This is a genomic window from Nonomuraea sp. NPDC050680 (assembly GCF_040654555.1).
GTDB lineage: Bacteria > Actinomycetota > Actinomycetes > Streptosporangiales > Streptosporangiaceae > Nonomuraea.
The window spans coordinates 1-19,429 of record NZ_JBFAIF010000034.1 but is presented as its reverse complement, the minus strand read 5'-3'; the positions used below and the strand labels follow the sequence as shown (position 1 = coordinate 19,429).

Here is a 19,429-nt window from a genome sequence, read left to right as displayed (position 1 = left end):
AACGCGCCTCCAGAGCAGAGGAGGCGCGTCTCTCGGCGTACGAATCAGCGTCAGCGCAGGAAGGCGGCGGCCACTCCCGCGTCGACGGGGATGTGCAGCCCGGTCGTCAGCGACAGTTCCCCGCCCGTGAGCGCGAACACCGCCGCGGCCACGTGCTCCGGCAGCACCTCCTGCTTGAGCAGCGTGCGCTGGGCGTAGAACTCGCCCAGGCGCTCCTCCTCCACCCCGTAGACGGCCGCCCGGTTGGCGCCCCAGCCGGAGGCGAAGATCCCCGAGCCGCGTACGACGCCGTCGGGGTTGACGCCGTTGACCCGGATGCCGTGCGGGCCCAGCTCGGCCGCGAGGAGGCGTACCTGGTGGGCCTGGTCGGCCTTGGCCGCGCCGTAGGCGACGTTGTTCGGACCGGCGAAGACGGCGTTCTTGGAGGAGATGTAGACGATGTCGCCGCCCATGGCCTGGCTCAGCAGGACTCGCGCGGCCTCCCTGGAGACCAGGAACGAGCCGCGGGCCATCACGTCGTGCTGCAGGTTCCAGTCGTCGAGCGTGGTCTCCAGCAGCGAGCGCGACAAGGACAGGCCCGCGTTGTTGACCACCAGGTCGACGCCGCCGAAGGCGAGGACCGCCTGGCGTACCGCCTCGGCGATCTGCTCCTCGGACGTCACGTCCACGCCCACGGCGATCGCGACGTCCTGCGGCCGGTAGGCGGCGCCGCCGAGTTCGGCGGCCACCTTGTCCGCGGCGCCCAGGTCGCGGTCGGCGACCACCACGCACGCGCCCTCGGCCGCCAGCCGCCTGGCGGTGGCGGCGCCGATGCCGGAGCCGCCGCCGGTCACGAACGCCACGCGCCCGGCCAGCGCCTTGGGCTTGGGCAGGCGGCGCAGCTTGGCCTCCTCCAGCTCCCAGTACTCGATGCGGAACTTCTCCGACTCCTCGATCGGCTGATAGCTGGACAGCGCCTCGGCGCCGCGCATCACGTTGATCGCGTTGACGTAGAACTCCCCGGCGACCCGGGCGGTCTGCTTGTCCTTGCCGAAGCTGAACATGCCGACCCCGGGCACCAGCACGATCGCCGGGTCGGCGCCGCGCATCGGGGGCGAGTCGGGGGCCGCGTTGCGCTGGTAGTAGGCGGCGTAGTCCGCGCGGTACTGGGTGTGCAGCTCGCCCAGCCGGGTCAGGACGTCCGCGATCGGCGCGTCCGGCGGCAGGTCCACGACGAGGGGGGCGACCTTGGTGCGCAGGAAGTGGTCGGGGCAGGAGGTGCCGAGCGCGGCGAGCCTGGGGTGCTCGGCGCGGGCCAGGAAGTCGAGCACCTCGGGCGAGTCGGTGTAGTGACCGACCTGGCGGGCGTCGGTGCTCGCCAGGCCGCGGATCGCGGGGAAGAGCTCGGCCGCGCGCCGGTGCCTGGCCTCCTCCGGCAGGGGTTCGTGGACGACGGGGCCGAACGGGTCCGGGCGGCCGTGGTCGGCGATGTACTGCTCGGCGGTACGGATGATCTCCAGGGAGTTCGCCTGGCACTCGGCGCTCGTCTCGCCCCAGGCGGTGATGCCGTGGCCGCCCAGGATGCAGCCGATGGCCTGCGGGTTGGCGGCCTTGATCGCGGAGATGTCGAGACCGAGCTGGAAGCCGGGCCGCCGCCACGGCACCCAGACGACCCGCTCACCGAAGACCCGCGCGGTCAGCTCGGGGCCGTCGGCGGCGGTGGCGATCGCGATGCCGGAGTCGGGGTGGAGGTGGTCGACGTGGGCGGAGTCGACCAGGGCGTGCATGGCGGTGTCGATCGACGGTGCGGCGCCGCCCTTGCCGTGCAGGCAGAAGTCGAACGCCGCCACCATCTCGTCCTCGCGCTCCTCACCCGGGTAGACGCCGCTCAGCGCCCTGAACCGGTCCAGGCGCAGGACGGCCAGGCCGCCGGCGGTGAGCGTGCCCAGGTCGCCGCCGGAGCCCTTCACCCAGAGCAGCTCCACGTCCTGGCCCGTGACCGGGTCGTTCGCGGTGCCCTTGGCGGAGGCGTTGCCGCCGGCGAAGTTGGTGTTGCGCGGATCGGAGCCGAGCGTGTGCGCTCTTTCGAGCAGTTCGTTCTTGGCGTTCGACATCAGGCCCCCCAGCCTGCTTGGTTACCACCGACACGGTCGGCGGCGATCTTCTCGAAGTATCCGGACTTGGCGTAGGCGGCCATCGGGTCGGGCGCGAGCCCCATCTCCTCCCGCAGCTCACCGAGCAGCGGGCGGACATCGGTGTTGTAGGCGTCCATGAGCACGGCGTTGGCGCCCAGTACGTCACCTTCCCGCTGGGCGGCCGCCAGCGCGTCGCGGTCGACGAGCAGCGCCTTGGCGGTGGCCTCCTGGACGTTCATCACCGAGCGGATCTGGCCGGGAATCTTGGGCTCGATGTTGTGGCACTGGTCGAGCATGAAGGCGGTCTCGTTGGTGTAACCGCCGCCGCCGATGACTTCGAACATGATGCGGAACAGCTGGAACGGGTCGGCCGCCCCCACCATCAGGTCGTCGTCGGCGTAGAAGCGCGAGTTGAAGTCGAAGCCGCCGAGCTTGCCCTCACGCAGCAGGAACGCCACGATGAACTCGATGTTGGTGCCGGGCGCGTGGTGCCCGGTGTCGACCACGACCTGCGCCTTGTCGCCGAGCTTGAGGCAGTGCGCGTAGGCGGTGCCCCAGTCGGGCAGGTCGGTCATGTAGAAGGCGGGCTCGAACAGCTTGTACTCCAGCAGGAACCGCTGCTCCTCGCCGAGCCGCTCGTAGACCGCGGCGAGTGCTTCGGCGAGCCGGTCCTGGCGGGCCCTGATGTCGTCCTGGCCCGGGTAGTTGGTGCCGTCGGAGAACCACAGCTTGAGCGTGTCGGACCCGGTGGCGTCCATGATGTCGACGCAGTCGAGCAGGTGCCGCAGCGCCTTGCGCCGCACCTCTGGATCGGGGTGGGTGACGCTGCCGAGTTTGTAGTCGTCGTCCTGGAAGACGTTGGAGTTGATGGCCCCGATGGTCACCCCCTGCTCGGTCGCGTGCCGCGCGAGGTCGGCGTAGTCGTCGACCTTGTCCCACGGGATGTGCAGCGCCACGGTCGGCGCGACGCCGGTGTAGCGGTGCACCTGCGCCGCGTCGGCCAGCTTCTCGTAGGGGTCGCGCGGCACGCCCTGCTGGGCGAACACCTTGAACCTCGTACCGGAGTTGCCGTACGCCCAGGACGGCGTCTCAATGCGCTGCTGCCGCAGCTGATCCTTGATCATTTCTTTCCCCAGATTTCGAGCAAGATTTCAAGCCAGGTGGAAAACTTCGGCCAGCGTGAGCAGCCCCTCGTCGGGCCGTCCGGCCTCGAAGAAGGGAGCCATCTCCGCCTGCCAGCGCGCGTTGACACCGGTCTCGGCCATCGCCTGCTGAGCCGCCTTGAAGTCGTCGGTCTCCAGGTAGCCCACCAGCAGTCCGTCGTCGCTCAGGAACAACGAGTAGTTACGCCACCCGGCCTTCGTCAGCGCTTCGAGCATCTCGGGCCAGACGGCCTGGTGCCGCTCGGCGTATTCGTCGAGCCGCTCGGGCCGGACCTTCAACACAAAACACACCCGCTCCATAACCAACCTCCTCTCATATCCACCCCGCACGGACCCTCGCGGCGCCGGGGGGCCCGGCGCCCAGAACGGCGCCGGGCCTGCTGGGAATCAAAACCGTCAGTAGTCGAACTGGTCGATGTTCGCCGCGTCGAAGGTGAACGGCGGGCCCAGGATGACCTCACCCTGCTTGCCGATCGTGCGCTCGCCCAGCTTGCCCGCCTTGAACGTCTCCCCCTCGGCTCCCGTGATCTGCCCCGACACCAGCGCCGCGGCGGCATAGGAGGCCAGGTAGCCGAGGTCCTTCGGGTTCCACAGCGCGAACTTCTCCACTGTCTTGTCCTTGACGAACTGCCGCATCTGGTTCGGCGTCCCGAGCCCCGTGAGCACGACCTTGCCCTTGTACTTGGAGCCGGAGATGTACCGGGCCGCCGCCGAGATGCCGACCGTGGTCGGGGAGATGATCCCCTTCAGGTTCGGGTAGGCCTGCAGCAGGCCCTGCGTCTGGGTGAACGACTTCTGGTCGTCGTCGTCGCCGTAGGCCACCTTGACCAGCTTCACGTCCTTGTACTCGGGCTTGCCGAGCTCGTCCTTCATGAACGTGATCCAGGTGTTCTGGTTGGTGGCGTTCGCGGTGGCCGACAGGATGGCGATGTCGCCCTTGTTGCCGATCATCCCGGCGAGCAGCTTGACCTGGCTGCGGCCGACCTCCTCCGAGCTGGCCTGGTTGATGAACAGGTCGCGGCACTCCGGGGCGGCGTCCGAGTCGTACGCGACGATCTTGATGCCCTTGGCGCGGGCCTGTTGGAGCGGCCCGCAGACGGCGTTGGCGTCGTTGGCGGCGATGAGGATCGCGTCGTGGCCCTGCTGGGTGAGCGTGTTGATGTAGGAGATCTGCGACGAGGCGGACGCGTCGGACGGACCGACCTCCTTGGCCTCGCCCTGATACTCCTTGGCCGCCTCGATGCCCGCGTTGTCGACGATCGTCTCGTAGGGGTTGTTGATCGCCTTGGGCAGGAAGGCGAGCTTCAGCCCCTGCTTGATCGGGGCGTTCGGGTCGGCCTTGGCGGCGGCGGATGAGGAGGCGGGCGCCGGCGCGGGCGCCGAGGTCACGTTCGACTTGGTCGTACCGCTGCATGCCGCCACGCCGAGAGCGAGCAGCGCGGTCACAGCGGTCAGGCGCATCGGGGTCATGGGGATCCTTTCAGAGCTGGCCTGACGAGCGAGACGAGACGGGGGGTGAGCACCGAGACGATGAGGAGCAGTCCAGTGACGATCGACTGGATCTCGGTCGAGACGTCGCCGAGCATGAGCAGATTGCGCAGCAACCCGATGAGCAGCACGCCGGCGATGACGCCGCCGAGCGTGCCCTTGCCGCCGTCGAAGTCGACGCCGCCCAGGAGAACGGCGGCGATGACGGCGAGTTCGATGCCCACGCCGTTGTCGGCGCGGGCGGAGCCGTACCGGAGCGTGAAGACGACACCGGCGAAGGCGGCGACCGTGCCGGAGATCACGAAGAGCAGCAGTTTGATGCGCTTGACCCGGATTCCGGCGAAGAACGCGGCCTGCTCCTGCGCGCCGATCGCGTACAGGGCCCGGCCGAAGCCGGTGGCGTGCAGGACCACGCCCACGATGGCGGCGAGCAGGACGAACACCGCTATCGGATAAGGGATGGGCGTCCCGGGCACGTCGTTGACGGCGAGCGCGGTGTAGTCCGGCGGGAACTGGGCGACCGCCCGGTCACCGAGCACGACGTAGGCGAGGCCGCGGTAGAGGGCGAGCGTGCCGATCGTGACGGCCAGCGAGGGCAGCCCGAGCCGGGTCACCAGCAGGCCGTTGACCAGCCCGCACACGGCCCCGGTCAGTACGGCGATCGGGATGATCGCCTCGATGGCCATGCCGCCGTCCCAGAGCGAGCCGACCAGCGCGCTGGAGAGCCCGAGCACGGAGGCGACCGACAGGTCCACCTCGGCGGCCACCACCAGCATGGTCATGGCCAGCGCGATGAGCGCGATCTCGCCCAGGTCGCCGAGCGCGAACGACAGGTTGTCGACGCTCGCGAAGCCGGGCGAGGTGAGCGAGCCGGCCGCGAACACGGCGATCAGCAGGGCGCCGACCAGCACGTCCCAGCGCAAGACCTTAGCCATGACGGCTCCTGTTCCTGAGCAGGCGGGCCAGTCTGAGGGCGAGCACCCGGTCGACACTGATCGCCAGCAGGAGCAGCGCGCCGGTGATGGCCTGCTGCCAGAACGGGTTGACCCGGAGCACGACCAGCGCGCTGCCGATCGTGGTGAGCAGGAGCGCGCCGAGCGCCGCGCCGTACACGCTGCCGACGCCGCCGGTGATCGCGACGCCGCCGACCACCACCGCGCTGACCACGAGCAGCTCCCAGCCGTGCGCGGAGTCGGCGATGACCGTGCCGAACCTGGCCAGCCAGAGCACCCCCGCCAGCCCCGCGAGGCAGCCGCTGACCAGGTAGGCGAGCAGGATCCGCCGCCTGACGGGCACGCCGGCGAGCCGGGCGGCCTCCGGGCTGGAGCCGATCGCGTAGAACTCCCGGCCGCTCGGGTAGGACCGCAGGTAGTAGCCGATCACCACCATGATCACCAGCGTGATGAGCGGCAGGTACGGCACCCCGAGCACCGAGCCGTTGCCCAGCGACAGCAGCCCCGGCGGCAGGTTGACCGCGTTGATCTGGCGTCCGTGGGCGATGTAGTGGTCGACCCCCTGGATCACGTAGAGGGTGCCGAGCGTCACCACCAGGGCGGGGACCCGGCAGAAGCTGACCAGCAGGCCGTTGATCAGCCCGCAGGCCGCGCCGATCGCCACCCCGAGCAGCACGGCGGGCAGGATGCCCCAGCCGCTCGCCAGTAGGTCGCCGGTAACGAAGGCGACCAGCCCCACCACCGAGCCGACGGACAGGTCGAGGTTGCGGGTGATCACCACCATGGACTGGCCGACGGCCAGCAGCGCGAGGGTGGCGGTGTTGAGCAGAATGTCCTCGATGCCCTGCCCGGACAGGAAGTTGCCGTTGACGCTGGCCGTGACGCCGACGAGCGCGGCCAGCGCGATGACCAGGCTCAGCTCGCGGGCGCGGAACACCAGGTCGACCAGGCCGCGGGCGCTGCGCGCGGGCGCCGTCTGCTCGGGTGGCGCGGTGGCGGTCGTCATGCCGCTCCCCCAGTCATGCGGCCCTCCCGGTGGCTGCGCTCATCACGCTCTCTTCTGTCGCGTCGGCGCGGGAGAGCTCGGCGGTCAGCCGCCCCTCGTGCATGACCAGCACGCGGTCGGCCATGCCCAGCACCTCCGGCAGGTCGGAGGAGATCATGAGCACCGCGATGCCCTGCCCGGCCAGCTCCGACAGCAGCCGGTGCACCTCCGCCTTGGTGCCGACGTCGATGCCGCGGGTCGGCTCGTCCACGATCAGTACGGACGGCTTGGTGGCCAGCCACTTGGCCAGCACGACCTTCTGCTGGTTGCCGCCGGACAGCACGCCCACCCCGTCGCTCAGCCGGGCGAACTTCAGTCGCAGCCGCACCGCCCAGTCCTTGGCCCGGTCGCGCTCGGCCGTACGGGAGATCGTCACTCCCCTGCGCAGCGAGCCCAGCCCGGTCAGGCCGATGTTGCGTTCGATCGACAGCTCCATGACCAGCCCCTGCTGGCGGCGGTCCTCCGGCACCAGGGCCAGGCCCGCGCCCATCGCCGCCGTGGGACTCCCAGTGGGCAGCGCCCGGCCGTCCACCGAGACGGAGCCCGCGTCCCAGCGGTCCACCCCGAACACCGCCCTGGCCACCTCGCTGCGCCCGGCGCCCACCAGGCCGGCCAGCGCGACGATCTCGCCCCGCCGTACCTGGAAGGAGACGTCGGTGAAGACGCCTTCGCGGGTCAGCCGGTCCACCTGGAGGGCGACCTCGCCGAGGGCGGCCGCCTCCTTGGGGTAGAGCGTGCCGAGTTCGCGGCCCACCATGCGCCGGACCAGGTCGTCGTGGGTGAGCCCGGCGACCGGCTCGCTGGCGATCCACGCGCCGTCGCGCAGCGTCGTGACCCGCTGGCAGAGCGAGAAGATCTCCTCCAGCCGGTGCGAGATGAACAGGATCGCGCAGCCGTGCTCGCGCAGCGCCTCGACCACCGAGAACAGCCGCGCCACCTCGTTGCCGGACAGCGCGGCGGTCGGCTCGTCCATCACCAGGACGCGGGCCTCGCGGGACAGGGCCTTGGCGATCTCGATGAGCTGCTGGTCGGCGATGGACAGGCCGCGCGAGGGCTGCTCGGGGTCGAGGGCGACGCCGAGCCGCTCGAACAGCCGCCGCGCCTGGCCGTGCATCGCCTTGCGGTCGATGCGGCCCAGGGTGCGGCGGGGTTGGCGGCCCATGAAGATGTTCTCGGCCACGGACAGGTCGGGGAAGAGCGTGGGCTCCTGGTAGATGACCGCCACGCCGGCCTGCTGGGCGTCGGCCGGTCCGGCGAAGACGACCGGCTCGCCGTTCAGCAGGACCTGGCCGGTGTCGGGCCGGTGGACGCCCGCGAGCGTCTTGACCAGGGTGGACTTGCCCGCGCCGTTCTCGCCCGCGAGCGCGTGCGCTTCGCCGGCGAACAGTTCGAGTGAGACGTCGCGCAGCGCTCTGACGGCTCCGAACGACTTGCTGACGTTCGCGAGCGCGAGGGTGGGGGCACCACTCATGCATCCTCCGGACAACAAACGTTTTAATCGCGACGAACCCGGAATCTAGGCGCTGGACCAGCAGTCGTCAATGCCTTCACGCGTCTTCTGGCGTCTTTGTGATTGTTACGTTTTAATCGGGGGGTGCGATTCACTGCAGTGGACCTTGGCGCCTCCAGCGGGCGGGTCATGAGTGCCGACGTCTCGGCCGACAGCGTGCGGCTCGTAGAGGAACACCGGTTCGCCAACCGGCCCGTACGCGTGGCCGGGACGCTGCACTGGGACATCCTCTCCCTCTACCAGGGGGTGCTCGACGGGCTGCGCAGGGCCGGGCCCGCCGAGTCGGTCGGCATCGACGCGTGGGCCATCGACTACGGCCTGCTCGACCGTGACGGAGCGCTGATCGGCAACCCGGTGCACTACCGCGACGGGCGCACCGAGAAGGTGACCGAGCGGATCGACCCGTACGAGGTGACCGGGCTGCAGTTCCTCCGGTTCAACACGATCAACCAGCTGGCCTGCGACCGGCTGGACCGGGCCGAGACGATGCTGCTGATCCCCGACCTCCTGGGCTACTGGCTGACCGGCGAACGCGGCGCCGAGCGCACCAACGCCTCGACGACCGGCCTGTACGACGTCACCAAGCGGGACTGGGCCTGGGACCTGATCGACCGCCTCGGCCTCCCAAGCCGGATATTTCCCGAAATTTCGGATGGCGGCGTCGCGGAGCTGCGGCCCGACGTGGCCGTCGAGATCGGCTACACCACTTCCCTGGCCCGGGTGGGCTCGCACGACACCGCCTCGGCCGTGGTCGGCGTGCCCGCCACCGGCGACCGCTTCGCCTACATCTCCTGCGGCACCTGGTCCCTGGTCGGCGTCGAGCTGCCCGGCCCGGTGCTCACCGAAGAGAGCCGCCTGGCCAACTTCACCAACGAGGCCGGCATCGACGGCACCACCCGCTACCTGCGCAACGTCATGGGCCTGTGGATTTTGCAGGAATGCCTGCGCGTGTGGGGCGACCCCGCGCTGGAGCCGTTGCTCGCCGCCGCCGCCGAGGCCAGGACCGAGGCGGTCATCGATCCGGATGATCCGTCGTTCCTGCCGCCGGGCGACATGCCCGCCCGGATCGCTGACTACTGCGCGCGTACCGGGCAGGCGGCTCCGGAGGATCGGGCGCAGGCCGTACGATGCATCCTGCAGAGCCTCGCCCTCGCCTACCAGCGGGCCGTCGCCGACGCCGTCCGGCTGAGCGGGCGGCCGGTCGAGGTCGTCCACCTGGTGGGCGGCGGATCGCGCAACGCGTTGCTGTGCCAGCTCACCGCCGACGCCACCGGCCTGCCGGTGGTCGCGGGGCCCGTCGAGGCGGCCGCCCTGGGGAACGCGCTGGTCCAGGCGCGGGCGCGCGGCCTGGTCGGCGACCTGGCCGACATGCGGGCTCTGGTACGACGAAGCGAGAGCCTGCGCACCTACGAGCCACGGGGGCACCCATGACCGAGCTTGCCGAGGTCATCTCATGAGACGGTCGGAGGAGGGCTCGTGACCACGGTGAGCATCAAGGACGTCGCGGCCCGCGCGGGCGTGTCGCCCGGCACGGTGTCCAACGTGCTCAACCGTCCGGAGAAGGTGGCCGACTCCACCCGGATCCGGGTCGAGTCGACCATCAGGGAGCTCGGCTTCGTCAGGCACGGCTCCGCCTCCACGCTGCGGGCCGGCCACAGCCGTACGGTCGGCCTGTCCGTGATCGACATCGGCAACCCGTTCTTCACCGACGTGGCCGCCGGGGTGGAGGACGTGGCGAGCGAGCGCGGCTACGCCGTCATCCTCGGCAACTCCTCGGGCAGCCGGATGAAGGAGGAGCGCAACCTGCTGGTGTTCGCCGAGCAGCGGGTGCGCGGGGTGCTCATCACGCCGTCGGACGAGGACCCGGGCCGGCTCGACCTGCTGCGGGGCCGCGGCATCTGCGTGGTGCTCGTCGACCATCCGGCCGAGCGCTCCGACCAGTGCGCCGTCGCCGTGAACGACGTGACCGGCGGCTCGATGGCCGTCGCCCACCTGCTGGAGGGCGGCGCGGGCAGCCTCGGCTACGTCACCGGGCCCCCCGTGATCCGGCAGTGCCAGGACCGCAAGCGCGGCGCCGAGCAGGCGATGGCCGCGGCCGGCCGCGACCCGCGCGAGCTGCTCGAGGTCACGATGCCCGCGATGACGGCGAAGGCGGGTCAGCAGGCGGCCGAGAACCTGATCGCCGAGGGGACGCTTCCGGACGCGCTGTTCTGCGCCAACGACCTGCTCGCGCTCGGCATGCTGCGCGGCCTGCTCCAGGCGGGTGTACGGGTGCCTCAGGACGTGTCGCTGATCGGCTACGACGACATCGACTTCGCCTCGGCCTCCACGGTGTCGCTGACCTCGGTCCGGCAGCCCACGTACCAGCTCGGCCGGGTGGCCACCGAGCTGCTGCTCGACGAGTGCGACAACCCGGGGACGCACGCGCACCAGCAGATCATGTTCCAACCGGATCTCGTCGTCAGGGAGTCCACGCGGTAGGTTGTCCCGCAAAACCGACAAACGGGGTTGATCATGCCAAATGGTGCCCGTCATGTGCTCGGGGTGGTCGCGGGACTGCTCCTCCCTCCGCTGATCGCCCTCGGACTGTTCTACGGCGTCGGTGAGTTCAGCCTCAACTACCAGCAGTTCGTCATCTCCTGGGCCGGGCTCGGCGCGATCGTCGTCTCGGGGATCCTGCTCGCGCCGCTGCTCGCCTCGCGGCTGTCGCCCGTCGCCTCGCTGGTGGGCGGGCTGGAGTTCACCGCGTTCGGGCTCCTGCCGATTCTGGACACCGTCGGCCTCCACCTGATGCCCGAGCGGATTTTCTCCGCGGTCCTCTGGAACGGGTTCCTGACCCTGACCTACTCCGGGGTACTGCTGATGATCGGCGTGCTGCTGCTGGTGGGCTCGGCCTTCCCCTCGCGCTGGCGGTCGACGCCGCGCCCCCTTCCTGCTGGGCCCGCGTACGGCGTGATCCCGCCGTACCGGGGACCGGAGGACGCGACGCGGCCGATCCACCGCGGGTGAGCGGTACGGGGTCGTGGCCTGGCAGAATGCCGCCATGCGCGACTCCAGGATCAGTGACTTCCTCGCCCAGCTCGCCGCACACGTGCCCGCGCCGGGAGGGGGCGCCACGGCGGCCCTGCACGCGGCGCAGGCCGCCGCGCTGCTCGGCATGGTCGCCCGCTACACCACCGGGGAGAAATACACCGGCCACGCCGATACCATCGTCGCGATGATCGCCGAGACCGACACGATGCGCGCGCGGGCGCTGCGCCTGCTGGAGGAGGATGCGGCGGCCTTCACCGCCGTGACGGACGCCTACCGGCTGCCGAAGGGCCCGGAGCGCAGCGCGGCGATCGCCGCGGCCCTCGTCGGCGCGGCCGAGCCGCCCGCCAGGGTCGTCGAGACGGCCACGCGACTGGTCGACCTCTGCGAGCAGCTCCTGCCGATCGGCAACCCCAACGTGGTGACGGACGTGGCGGCGGCGGCCGAGGCGGCCCGCGCCGCGCTCACGACCGCACGGGTGAACGTCGAGGTCAACTTGGGCGGCATCAAGGACGAGCAGGCCCTCCACCGGTTCCGGGCCCGGCTGGCCGACGTGGACGCCACGGTCGCCAGAGCGGAGTGGGTGACGGCCAGGGTCCGCGAGGGCCTCACCACCACGTGACCGGGTCGGCGAGCCGTGCTGTGCCGGGGGATGGTCACGTGGTCGGCGAGCTGTACGAGAGGATCTACGTGTGAAGACGCAGACGCTGACGGGTAAGGAACTGGCCGCCGCCATCAGGGCGGAGACGGCGGCGCGGGTGGCGGCCGGTCCGCAGCCGAAACTGGCCGTCGTGGTCGCGACCGCCGACGAGGCGAGCCTGTGGTATGTACGCTCGATCGCCAAGGCCGCCGCAGGCGTGGGCATCGCCTTCGAGCTCGCCGACCTCGGCCCCGAAGCCACGGCCACCGGTATCCGCGAGACGCTCGAACGACTCAGCGCCGACCCGGACGTGCACGGCGTCATGCTGCAGACTCCGCTCCCCCCGGGCGCGTCGGCGCAGGAGCTGGCCGCCGCCATCGACCCGGCCAAGGACGTGGACGGCGCGAACCCGCTGTCCCTGGGTCGCCTGGCGGCCGGGCTGCCCGCGTTCGCCCCGGCCACGGCGGCCGCCGTGCTGGCCCTCCTCGACCACTACGGAGTCGAGCTGGCGGGCCGCCGGGCCGTGGTCGTCGGCCGTTCGACGGTGGTCGGCAAGCCTCTGGCGCACCTGCTGCTCGACCGGAACGCGACGGTGACCGTCTGCCACTCGCGCACCCGCGACCTGCCGGCCGTCACGTCCACGGCCGAGGTGCTGGTCGCGGCCGTGGGCCGGGCCGGGCTGATCGGTACGGAGCACGTGGCGCCGGGCGCGGTCGTCATCGACGTCGGCACCAACCCGACCGAGGACGGCGGGCTGGCCGGCGACGTGGACTCCGCCGCGGTCGTGGACCGGGCCGGGGCGCTGACACCGGTCCCGGGCGGCGTCGGCCCGGTGACGACCGCCCTCCTGCTGCGGCACACCGCGCAGTCGGCGGGCCTGATGTGAGCACGCGGACAAGCGGAAGCGACGCGTGACGTACCAGACGACCGAGATAGCGACGCTGGAGGGTGTCGATGCGTGACGTGCTGATCGTGCAGAACAGCAGGAGCGGCGGTCCGGGCCGCCTCGGCGACTGGCTGGAGGAGGCCGGGCTGAGGCTGGACGTCGTACCCGCCTACGACGGCGCCCCACTCCCTGCCAGACTGTCGCACGACGCCATGATCATGCTGGGCGGCGGCTTCCTGCCGAGCGACGACGACCGTGCGCCGTGGCTGGCCACGGCCAGGACCCTGTTCGCGCAGGCGCTGGAGGAGGGCGTGCCACTGTTCGGCGTCTGCCTGGGCGGTCAGATGCTGGCCGAGGTCGCCGGCGGCGAGGTGACCCCCGACGCGGGCGCGCCGGAGAACGGCAGCCTCCCCCTGACGCTGCGGCCCGAAGCCGCCGACGACACGCTCTTCCACAGCTTGCCCGAGGTGGTGCCCGCCATCGAGCACCACGTCGACGCGGTCACCGCTTTGCCGCCGGGGGCGGTCTGGCTGGCGCAGACCACGGCCTGCCCGTACCAGGCGTTCCGGGTCGGGGAGCAGGCGTGGGGGGTGCAGTTCCATCCGGAGGTGCTGCCGGCGCGCATCCGCGAGTGGCGGGTCGACGGCTTCGACCCGGACGAGGTCTACGCGCAGGCGGTGGCGGACGAGCCGGTGTCGACACCGATCTGGCGCGAGGTGGCCACCCGCTTCGCCAAGCTCGTATGAGTCGCGCTCAGGGGATGGACCGTTATCCGGCCGGGCTCACGGCGCTGGTGGTGCCGGTCCCGGAGGCCGAGCCGGTCGTGGGCCGTTGGCGGACCGTGCTCGACCCGTCCGCGGCGTACGGGGTACCGGCGCACGTGACGGTGATGTATCCCTTCCTCCCGCTCGACGCCGTCGACCGGGCGGCGCTGGCCGGGCTCTTCGCCGGGCATGCGCCTTTCGAGGTGGAGTTCGCCAGGTGCGCGCGGCTGTCCGGGTTGCTGTATCTGGAGCCGGTGCCAAGTGAGCCGTTCGTCCGGCTCACACACGCGGTGACCGCACGCTGGCCCGAGGCCCGACCATACGGGGGCAAGTACGAAACGGTAACGCCGCACCTCTCGATCGGGTACGAGAGCGACGGCGCCGCCCTCGACGAGGCGGGGACGGCGATCGAGCGAGGGCTGCCGGTCACGGCGCGGGTGGAGGCGGTCCAACTGGTGGCGTACGACGGCACGGTCTGGCAGGCAGTCGAAGACTTCCCATTGACAGCGGCGGACTCGCCGTCCTAGGCACATGTCGGAGCACCGACATCGCACAGGCGCGTCAGCTCACGTACGTGCTCGCACTCCCCGAACCCGTCAGCTCTGCGCCTGCCGATAATTCCATCCATGCAGGTCAAGCGGCATGTGAGTATTTGTCAGCGCCGAGTTGGCGTTCAAGGACGGCGATCTGGTGACGCAGGACGAGAATCTCCACGTCCTTGTCCCGATCGCCCACGGGGAGCAACCGCAGCGTCGGCGAACGCGTTCGTGACGGTCAGATAGGCCAGGCGAAGGAGCAGGCGGATCATCCTGCCGTACGCGCTTCCGTCTCCCGGGTGACCGGAGCTCGCGTACGCTACGCGAAGCCCTCACAGAGCCATGACCTGGGCGGATGCAATTGGGTGCTCACCGTGAGCGTCCTTTTTGACTGCGGCCGACTCTGACATGTGTTCGGCGCCTGGCCGGCGCCGCACGGCAGGGAGTCTGCGGCACCTCCGGACTCGGGCACACAGAAAATTGCCGGCTCAGCAAGAGACCGCCCCGCGGGAATGCCAGCGCACGTGTAGACGGTTGACGTCCAAGCCGGACATCGGCGCCGTGTCCGGCGCTTGTACTCCTCGTTGCCGAGCCGGCAAGGGTGGCCACTGTGGACGACGATCTCGACGCCGCGCTGACGGCCCTGGGGCCGAGGCTTCGGCGGATGCGCCGCCATCGCGGCCCCCAGGCGTACAAGCTGATCATCCCCAGGGCGACAGGCCCCGCCGAGCCCCATCCACAGCGCCACGAAGGCTACGAGTGGCTGTACGTGCTCAACGGCACGCTACGGTTCGTGCTCGGCGACCAGGAGCTGGTCCTCGCGCCTGGTGAGGTGGCCGAGTTCGACACGCATGTCCCGCACTGCCCGGGCAACGCCGGGCCCACCGGTCGAATTGCTCATCCTGTTCGGGCCCCAGGGGGAACGCCCCCACGTACGCGCCTGGCCGCGCCCGAAAGGCGCCTGAGGATGGCCATGGGCCGGCGCCGGCGAAAGACGCCCGCTTCTGTCGCTCACCAGACGGGCCACGTGAACGCGGTTGCCGCAGGTGATCCGCGGCAGCGCGAGACCGCGGCTGAGGTGCGGACCACGTAGGCCGGCACGCAGCACAGCAAGGAGAACTCATGCCGAGTAACACACCCGTGATCGCGGTCGGTGACGCGGAACTGAACGAGCTCCGCGCTCGGTTGACGTCTACGCGATGGCCCCGGCCCTGGCCGGTGAACGGCTGGGAGGCCGGTACCGACGCCGTGGAGCTCCGCCGCCTCGTCACCTACTGGGCCTCCGGCTACGACTGGCGAGCCCACGAGGCCGCCATCAACGCCCTCCCGTCACATTTCGCGGACCTCGACGGAACGCCGGTGCACTATCTCCGCTTCGATGGCGAGCACCCGGACGCGTTGCCGATCATCCTCACGCACGGCTGGCCCAGCTCCTTCCTCGAACTCGTCCACCTCGCCAACCGGCTGGCCACCCCCTCCCGGTACGGCGGGGCAGCAGAGGACGCCTTCACCGTGATCGTCCCCTCACTGCCCGGATTCGCCTTCTCGCCCCAGCGGCCCGCACTCACCGGCGCGGAGCAGACGCACGACCTCTGGCACCGGCTGATGCGCGACGAACTCGGCTTCGAGCGGTACGCGGCACACGGCGGAGACCTGGGCGCCGGCGTCACCTCACGGCTCGCCGAGGCCCACCCTGAGGCACTGGCCGGCATCCACCTGCTGGCCGTGGCACCCCCGGCCGGCTACGACCCGGACGGCCTCGCCCCGCAGGAGCAGGACCACCTCGCCTCCGTGGCGGCCTGGCAGGCGGAGGAAGGCGGCTACCAGCACCAGCAGAGCACCCGTCCCTTCACCCTGGCCCCTGGCCTGGCCGACTCGCCCGCCGGGCTGCTCGCCTGGATCGTCGAGAAGTACCGTGCCTGGTCCGACTGTGGAGGCGACCTGTCCTCGCGCTTCAGCGACGACTTCATCCTCACGCAGACGTCCCTCTACTGGTTCACGGGCACGATCTCCACCTCGTTCAGGCCCTACTACGAGTACGCCCACGGCCTGACCAGGCGCGTGGAGCGGGTGAGCGTGCCCACAGCGGTCGCCCTGTTCCCCGCCGACCTGAGCCGGCCCCCGCGGAGCTGGGCCGAGCGCACCTACAACATCACGCGCTACACGCACATGCCCCGCGGTGGACACTTCGCCGCCCACGAAGAACCCGGCCTGCTGGCCCACGACATCATCGAGTTCTTCCGCGCCCACCGTCCTTCTGCGCCGTCAGCCCCTCGATCCGATGCCTGAACCCCAACAGCGGTCGATGGGCACGCCGACCATGTTCGGGGCCGTAGTTGCAGGTGTCGATGACCGTCTTCCCGGCCAGTGGCGCGGCGGGCAAGCTGGGGAACGCCTTGACCGGCACCGTGACCGCGACGATGTCACCGGCCGCGGCCGCGCGATGGTGCTGCCGATGTGTCCGCGTCCGATGAATCCCACGGTCGTCATATTCTCGGCGTCCCTCCGGAGGAGCCGCCCTCCTTGTCATGTGCCGGACTCGTTGAGACTCGGGTCCTTGCCGTCAGCTGGCGGGGAAGTAGTGGCCGTTGTCCAGATCGGCAAGCAGGCGGGGCTGAGCGGGTTCCCAGCCGAGGGTCCGGCGGGTGACGAGGTTGGACGCCGGGTAGCTCTGCGTGACGATGTTCGCGAGGAACCCGAAGTATCCCGGCAGCACCAGTTCGTCCACGGGAACGCTCACGGCGGGCAGGCCCAGACGGCTGCCGATGGCCTCGGCGATCTCGCGGAACGGGATGCCCCCGTCGTCGACCGCGTGCCAGTATTTGCCGGCCGGGCCCTTTTCCAGCGCCAGGCGGAACAAGGAGGCGACATCGCGGATGTGCACGGCGTTCCAGAGGTTCGCGCCGTCTCCGGGGTAGCCGATGAAGCCCTTCTCCTTCGCGAGCGCGATCAGTGTCGGGAGGAATCCGGCGCGATCGGTCGTGCTGTGCGCGATGTTGGCGATCCGCACGACCGAAGACCGCACGCCCTGCTCGGCGAGGCCGATTACGGTGGTTTCCACGACGTTACGAGCCCGCAGGGTGCCTTTGTGCTCATCGCCACTGGGAAGGGCCGGGTCCTCCTCGGTGGCCGTCCGGCCCAGGAATCCCTGCCCGGGCGAGCCGATGCTCCCCGCCGCGACCAGCGGCTTTCCGGTTCCCGCCAGTGCCTCGCCGTAGGCGAGCATGATCGGGAGCTCGGCGGCGGCCACGGCGTGGATCCCGCCCGACGGAAGCAGGTCTTGCCGGTGCGCGACGTGGATGACGCCGTCGGAGTCCGCGGCCGCCTCCTTGAGCCCGTCGAGATCTTGGAGGTCGCCGCGACGCACCTTCGCGCCGAGCGCGGACAGCGCCGCCGCGGCAGTGTCCGACCGGGCCAGGCCGGTGACCTCGTGCCCGGCGGCGATGAGCTCGGGGATGATGTACGAACCGGAATGGCCGGTCCCGCCAGTGACGAAAACGCGCATGCTACTGGTCCTTGTGATTGATGTGGCGAGAGAAGTGGTGGTGCGGGCGCGCTCAGGCAGAAGTGTTGACGCCGAGGGTGAAGTTGAAGCTCCCCGCGCCATAGCGGCCCAGGCCGATCATCACCAGGCCCGTTCCCTCCAGCCAGCGCGCCATTCCCAGGGGGCCGGTGTCCATCGGCCGCAGCCCGAGGCTCTTGATGAACGCCGACACAGTCGCCTTGGCCTGGGCGTCGTCGCCGGCGATGAGCACGTCCAGCGGGTTGCCCTGCGCCAGCATGTGACCGAAGACGGTGTTGAACGCCTTCACGACGTGCGCGCCGGCGGGGGCGACCTTGGCGATCTCCTGCGCGCCGGAACTGCCGTCTGGGGTGACAAGGCCCTGGGAATCGGGGGAGACGGGGTTGGTGATGTCGATGATGATTTTGCCGTGTAGTGCGTCCCCGTACTCGCTGACCACCGCCGCCGCACCGGCGTACGGCACGGCGAGGATAACGATGTCGCCGGCCGGGGCGGCGCCGGCCGTCCCGGCAGTGGCGCCGCCGAGCGCGGCGGCCAGCTCCTTGGCTTTGGCCGGGTCGCGGCCGATGATCTCGACGGCGTTGCCGCCGGCGAGCGCCCGGCCGGCCAGGGCGCTGGCCATGTTCCCCAGGCCGATAATGCTGACGCTGCTCATTGGAGTGCCTGCTTTCTGGAGCTGGATAGGACGCCAGTCCCACCCGTCGTTGTCAACGGCTGTGTCGTCGACACCCCTCCATTTGGTTAACGTGTTAACCAGAATGTACGTGGCACTTGGTTACCATGTCAACCAGACGGTAAAGTGACGTGCATGACCGAGCCGCGCTGGTTGGACGAGCGAGAACAGCAGGCCTGGCGCAGCTTGATGAAGATGCAGGACGGGCTGTCGGAGTTCATCGAGCGGCAGCTGCGCAACCGGTGCGGGCTGTCCGGCGCTGACTACCAGGTCCTGGCCCATCTCTCTGAGGCGCCCGAAGGGCGGCTGAGGTCGCTCGAACTCGGCCGGCTGTTGCGCTGGGAGAAGAGCCGCCTGTCGCAGCACCTGGGCCGGATGCAAAATCGCGGCCTGGTGTCCCGCGAGCGGTGCCTCGCCGACCAACGGGGGGCGGTAGTCGCCATCACTCCCCAGGGCAGCGACCTGATCAAGATCGCGGCTCCGCAGCACGTGGCCGACGTCCGCGACGTGCTCATCGATCATCTCACCGCGACAGAGATGGCGATGCTCGTCACCATCGGCGACAAAGTCGCCGAACGGCTGGCGGCGCTGGAACACAAGCACTGATACCCGATCCGGACCTCATTGCTCACGAACTGCGTGCGCGTCGGCCTCGAACTCCTGAAGCCACGGCCGGGGCAAAGTAGCTATCCGTAATCAGAAGCTTCCGGTGCCTTGTCATTGTGGTCGCGGAGCATCCGCATGACGGTGGCCCATGATCACGGCCGCCTTGAGCGCGTCGGTCTGGGTGTCGAGCGCCAGCAGCTGCCAGGCCGACCACGTCGGCGGATCCTCGGGAGTCGCCGGTCTCCCCGGCTGCTTCTGCCGCGGCCTTCAGCAGGCGGGCGGCCAGTTCCGTAAATGCCGGCAGGTCCGGGCCAGGTGCCGGGCGGCTGGTGTCGCGTACCAGCGGGTGCAGCCGTGCGACCGGCAGCGCGTCCAGCCCGGCCGCGGAGTGTCAAGTTAGCTTGACACTTTCTCCCGTCGCTGGTCGTCGCCGGCTGTGGCGGGGATGGCGTTGTCGATGAGGACGGCGGCGATGGCGGCGGCGGTGGGGAAGGCGTC

The 19,429-nt window shown here is 70.3% G+C and carries 18 protein-coding genes and 1 pseudogene; 10 read left to right on the top strand and 9 right to left on the bottom strand.

Annotation, left to right across the window (positions count from 1 at the left end; all coding sequences use genetic code 11):
- Nucleotides 1–50 precede the first annotated feature (50 nt).
- From AB0H88_RS49535 to AB0H88_RS49505, 7 genes are all read right to left on the bottom strand, one after another.
- Nucleotides 51–2,093: a bifunctional aldolase/short-chain dehydrogenase gene (locus AB0H88_RS49535; protein ID WP_357656778.1), complete on the bottom strand. Its 2,043-nt coding sequence runs from the start codon at nt 2,091–2,093 to the stop codon at nt 51–53.
- Nucleotides 2,093–3,238, bottom strand: coding sequence for an L-rhamnose isomerase (rhaI, locus tag AB0H88_RS49530; RefSeq protein WP_357656776.1), 1,146 nt, complete (start codon nt 3,236–3,238; stop codon nt 2,093–2,095). Before rhaI ends, AB0H88_RS49535 begins: the two co-directional genes overlap by 1 nt.
- A 27-nt stretch (nt 3,239–3,265) precedes the next feature.
- Nucleotides 3,266–3,577 (bottom strand): L-rhamnose mutarotase, encoded by a 312-nt coding sequence (locus AB0H88_RS49525; RefSeq protein WP_225297987.1) that lies wholly within the window; start codon nt 3,575–3,577, stop codon nt 3,266–3,268.
- 96 nt (nt 3,578–3,673) lie between these two features.
- The gene (gene rhaS / locus AB0H88_RS49520) at nt 3,674–4,747 is read right to left on the bottom strand and encodes a rhamnose ABC transporter substrate-binding protein (protein WP_357656774.1); all 1,074 of its coding nucleotides are present in this window, start codon (nt 4,745–4,747) and stop codon (nt 3,674–3,676) included.
- Nucleotides 4,744–5,700, bottom strand: coding sequence for an ABC transporter permease (locus tag AB0H88_RS49515; protein WP_357656773.1), 957 nt, complete (start codon nt 5,698–5,700; stop codon nt 4,744–4,746). The genes rhaS and AB0H88_RS49515 overlap by 4 nt, the downstream gene beginning before the upstream one ends.
- On the bottom strand, nt 5,693–6,724 hold the full coding sequence (locus AB0H88_RS49510) for an ABC transporter permease (protein WP_357656771.1): 1,032 nt from the start codon (nt 6,722–6,724) through the stop codon (nt 5,693–5,695). The genes AB0H88_RS49515 and AB0H88_RS49510 overlap by 8 nt, the downstream gene beginning before the upstream one ends.
- Before the next feature lie 13 nt (nt 6,725–6,737).
- The gene (locus tag AB0H88_RS49505; RefSeq protein WP_357656769.1) at nt 6,738–8,234 is read right to left on the bottom strand and encodes a sugar ABC transporter ATP-binding protein; all 1,497 of its coding nucleotides are present in this window, start codon (nt 8,232–8,234) and stop codon (nt 6,738–6,740) included.
- 123 nt (nt 8,235–8,357) lie between these two features.
- Between AB0H88_RS49505 and AB0H88_RS49500 the strand changes: the two genes are divergently transcribed.
- From AB0H88_RS49500 to AB0H88_RS49460, 9 genes and pseudogenes are all read left to right on the top strand, one after another.
- Nucleotides 8,358–9,704: a rhamnulokinase family protein gene (locus tag AB0H88_RS49500; RefSeq protein WP_357656767.1), complete on the top strand. Its 1,347-nt coding sequence runs from the start codon at nt 8,358–8,360 to the stop codon at nt 9,702–9,704.
- A gap of 45 nt (nt 9,705–9,749) precedes the next feature.
- Nucleotides 9,750–10,754, top strand: coding sequence for a LacI family DNA-binding transcriptional regulator (locus AB0H88_RS49495; protein ID WP_357656765.1), 1,005 nt, complete (start codon nt 9,750–9,752; stop codon nt 10,752–10,754).
- A gap of 33 nt (nt 10,755–10,787) precedes the next feature.
- Nucleotides 10,788–11,282, top strand: a complete 495-nt coding sequence (locus tag AB0H88_RS49490; RefSeq protein WP_357656763.1) for a hypothetical protein — start codon at nt 10,788–10,790, stop codon at nt 11,280–11,282.
- A gap of 34 nt (nt 11,283–11,316) precedes the next feature.
- On the top strand, nt 11,317–11,925 hold the full coding sequence (locus AB0H88_RS49485) for a cyclodeaminase/cyclohydrolase family protein (RefSeq protein WP_357656761.1): 609 nt from the start codon (nt 11,317–11,319) through the stop codon (nt 11,923–11,925).
- A 70-nt stretch (nt 11,926–11,995) separates the two neighbouring features.
- Nucleotides 11,996–12,829: a bifunctional 5,10-methylenetetrahydrofolate dehydrogenase/5,10-methenyltetrahydrofolate cyclohydrolase gene (locus AB0H88_RS49480; RefSeq protein ID WP_357656759.1), complete on the top strand. Its 834-nt coding sequence runs from the start codon at nt 11,996–11,998 to the stop codon at nt 12,827–12,829.
- Between the two features lie 68 nt (nt 12,830–12,897).
- A complete protein-coding gene (locus AB0H88_RS49475) occupies nt 12,898–13,575 on the top strand; it encodes a type 1 glutamine amidotransferase (protein WP_357656757.1) in 678 nt (225 codons plus the stop codon).
- A gap of 14 nt (nt 13,576–13,589) precedes the next feature.
- The gene (locus tag AB0H88_RS49470) at nt 13,590–14,120 is read left to right on the top strand and encodes a 2'-5' RNA ligase family protein (protein ID WP_357656755.1); all 531 of its coding nucleotides are present in this window, start codon (nt 13,590–13,592) and stop codon (nt 14,118–14,120) included.
- Nucleotides 14,121–14,808: 688 nt separating this feature from the next.
- Nucleotides 14,809–15,094 (top strand): annotated as a pseudogene (locus tag AB0H88_RS49465) (cupin domain-containing protein); the annotation flags it as partial.
- Nucleotides 15,095–15,251: 157 nt separating this feature from the next.
- Entirely contained in the window at nt 15,252–16,418 is a 1,167-nt protein-coding gene (locus AB0H88_RS49460) for an epoxide hydrolase family protein (RefSeq protein WP_357656753.1), read from the top strand.
- A 274-nt stretch (nt 16,419–16,692) separates the two neighbouring features.
- Here the strand turns inward: AB0H88_RS49460 and AB0H88_RS49455 are convergent, their stop codons facing one another.
- Complete coding sequence (locus AB0H88_RS49455; protein WP_357656752.1) at nt 16,693–17,634, bottom strand: SDR family oxidoreductase; 942 nt, start codon at nt 17,632–17,634, stop codon at nt 16,693–16,695.
- Between the two features lie 52 nt (nt 17,635–17,686).
- Nucleotides 17,687–18,307 carry an NAD(P)-binding domain-containing protein gene (locus AB0H88_RS49450; protein ID WP_357656750.1) on the bottom strand — a complete coding sequence of 207 codons (621 nt, stop codon included), beginning with the start codon at nt 18,305–18,307 and terminating at the stop codon, nt 17,687–17,689.
- Between the two features lie 153 nt (nt 18,308–18,460).
- Between AB0H88_RS49450 and AB0H88_RS49445 the strand changes: the two genes are divergently transcribed.
- Nucleotides 18,461–18,931, top strand: a complete 471-nt coding sequence (locus AB0H88_RS49445) for a MarR family winged helix-turn-helix transcriptional regulator (protein WP_357656748.1) — start codon at nt 18,461–18,463, stop codon at nt 18,929–18,931.
- The last annotated feature ends 498 nt before the right edge of the window (nt 18,932–19,429 follow it).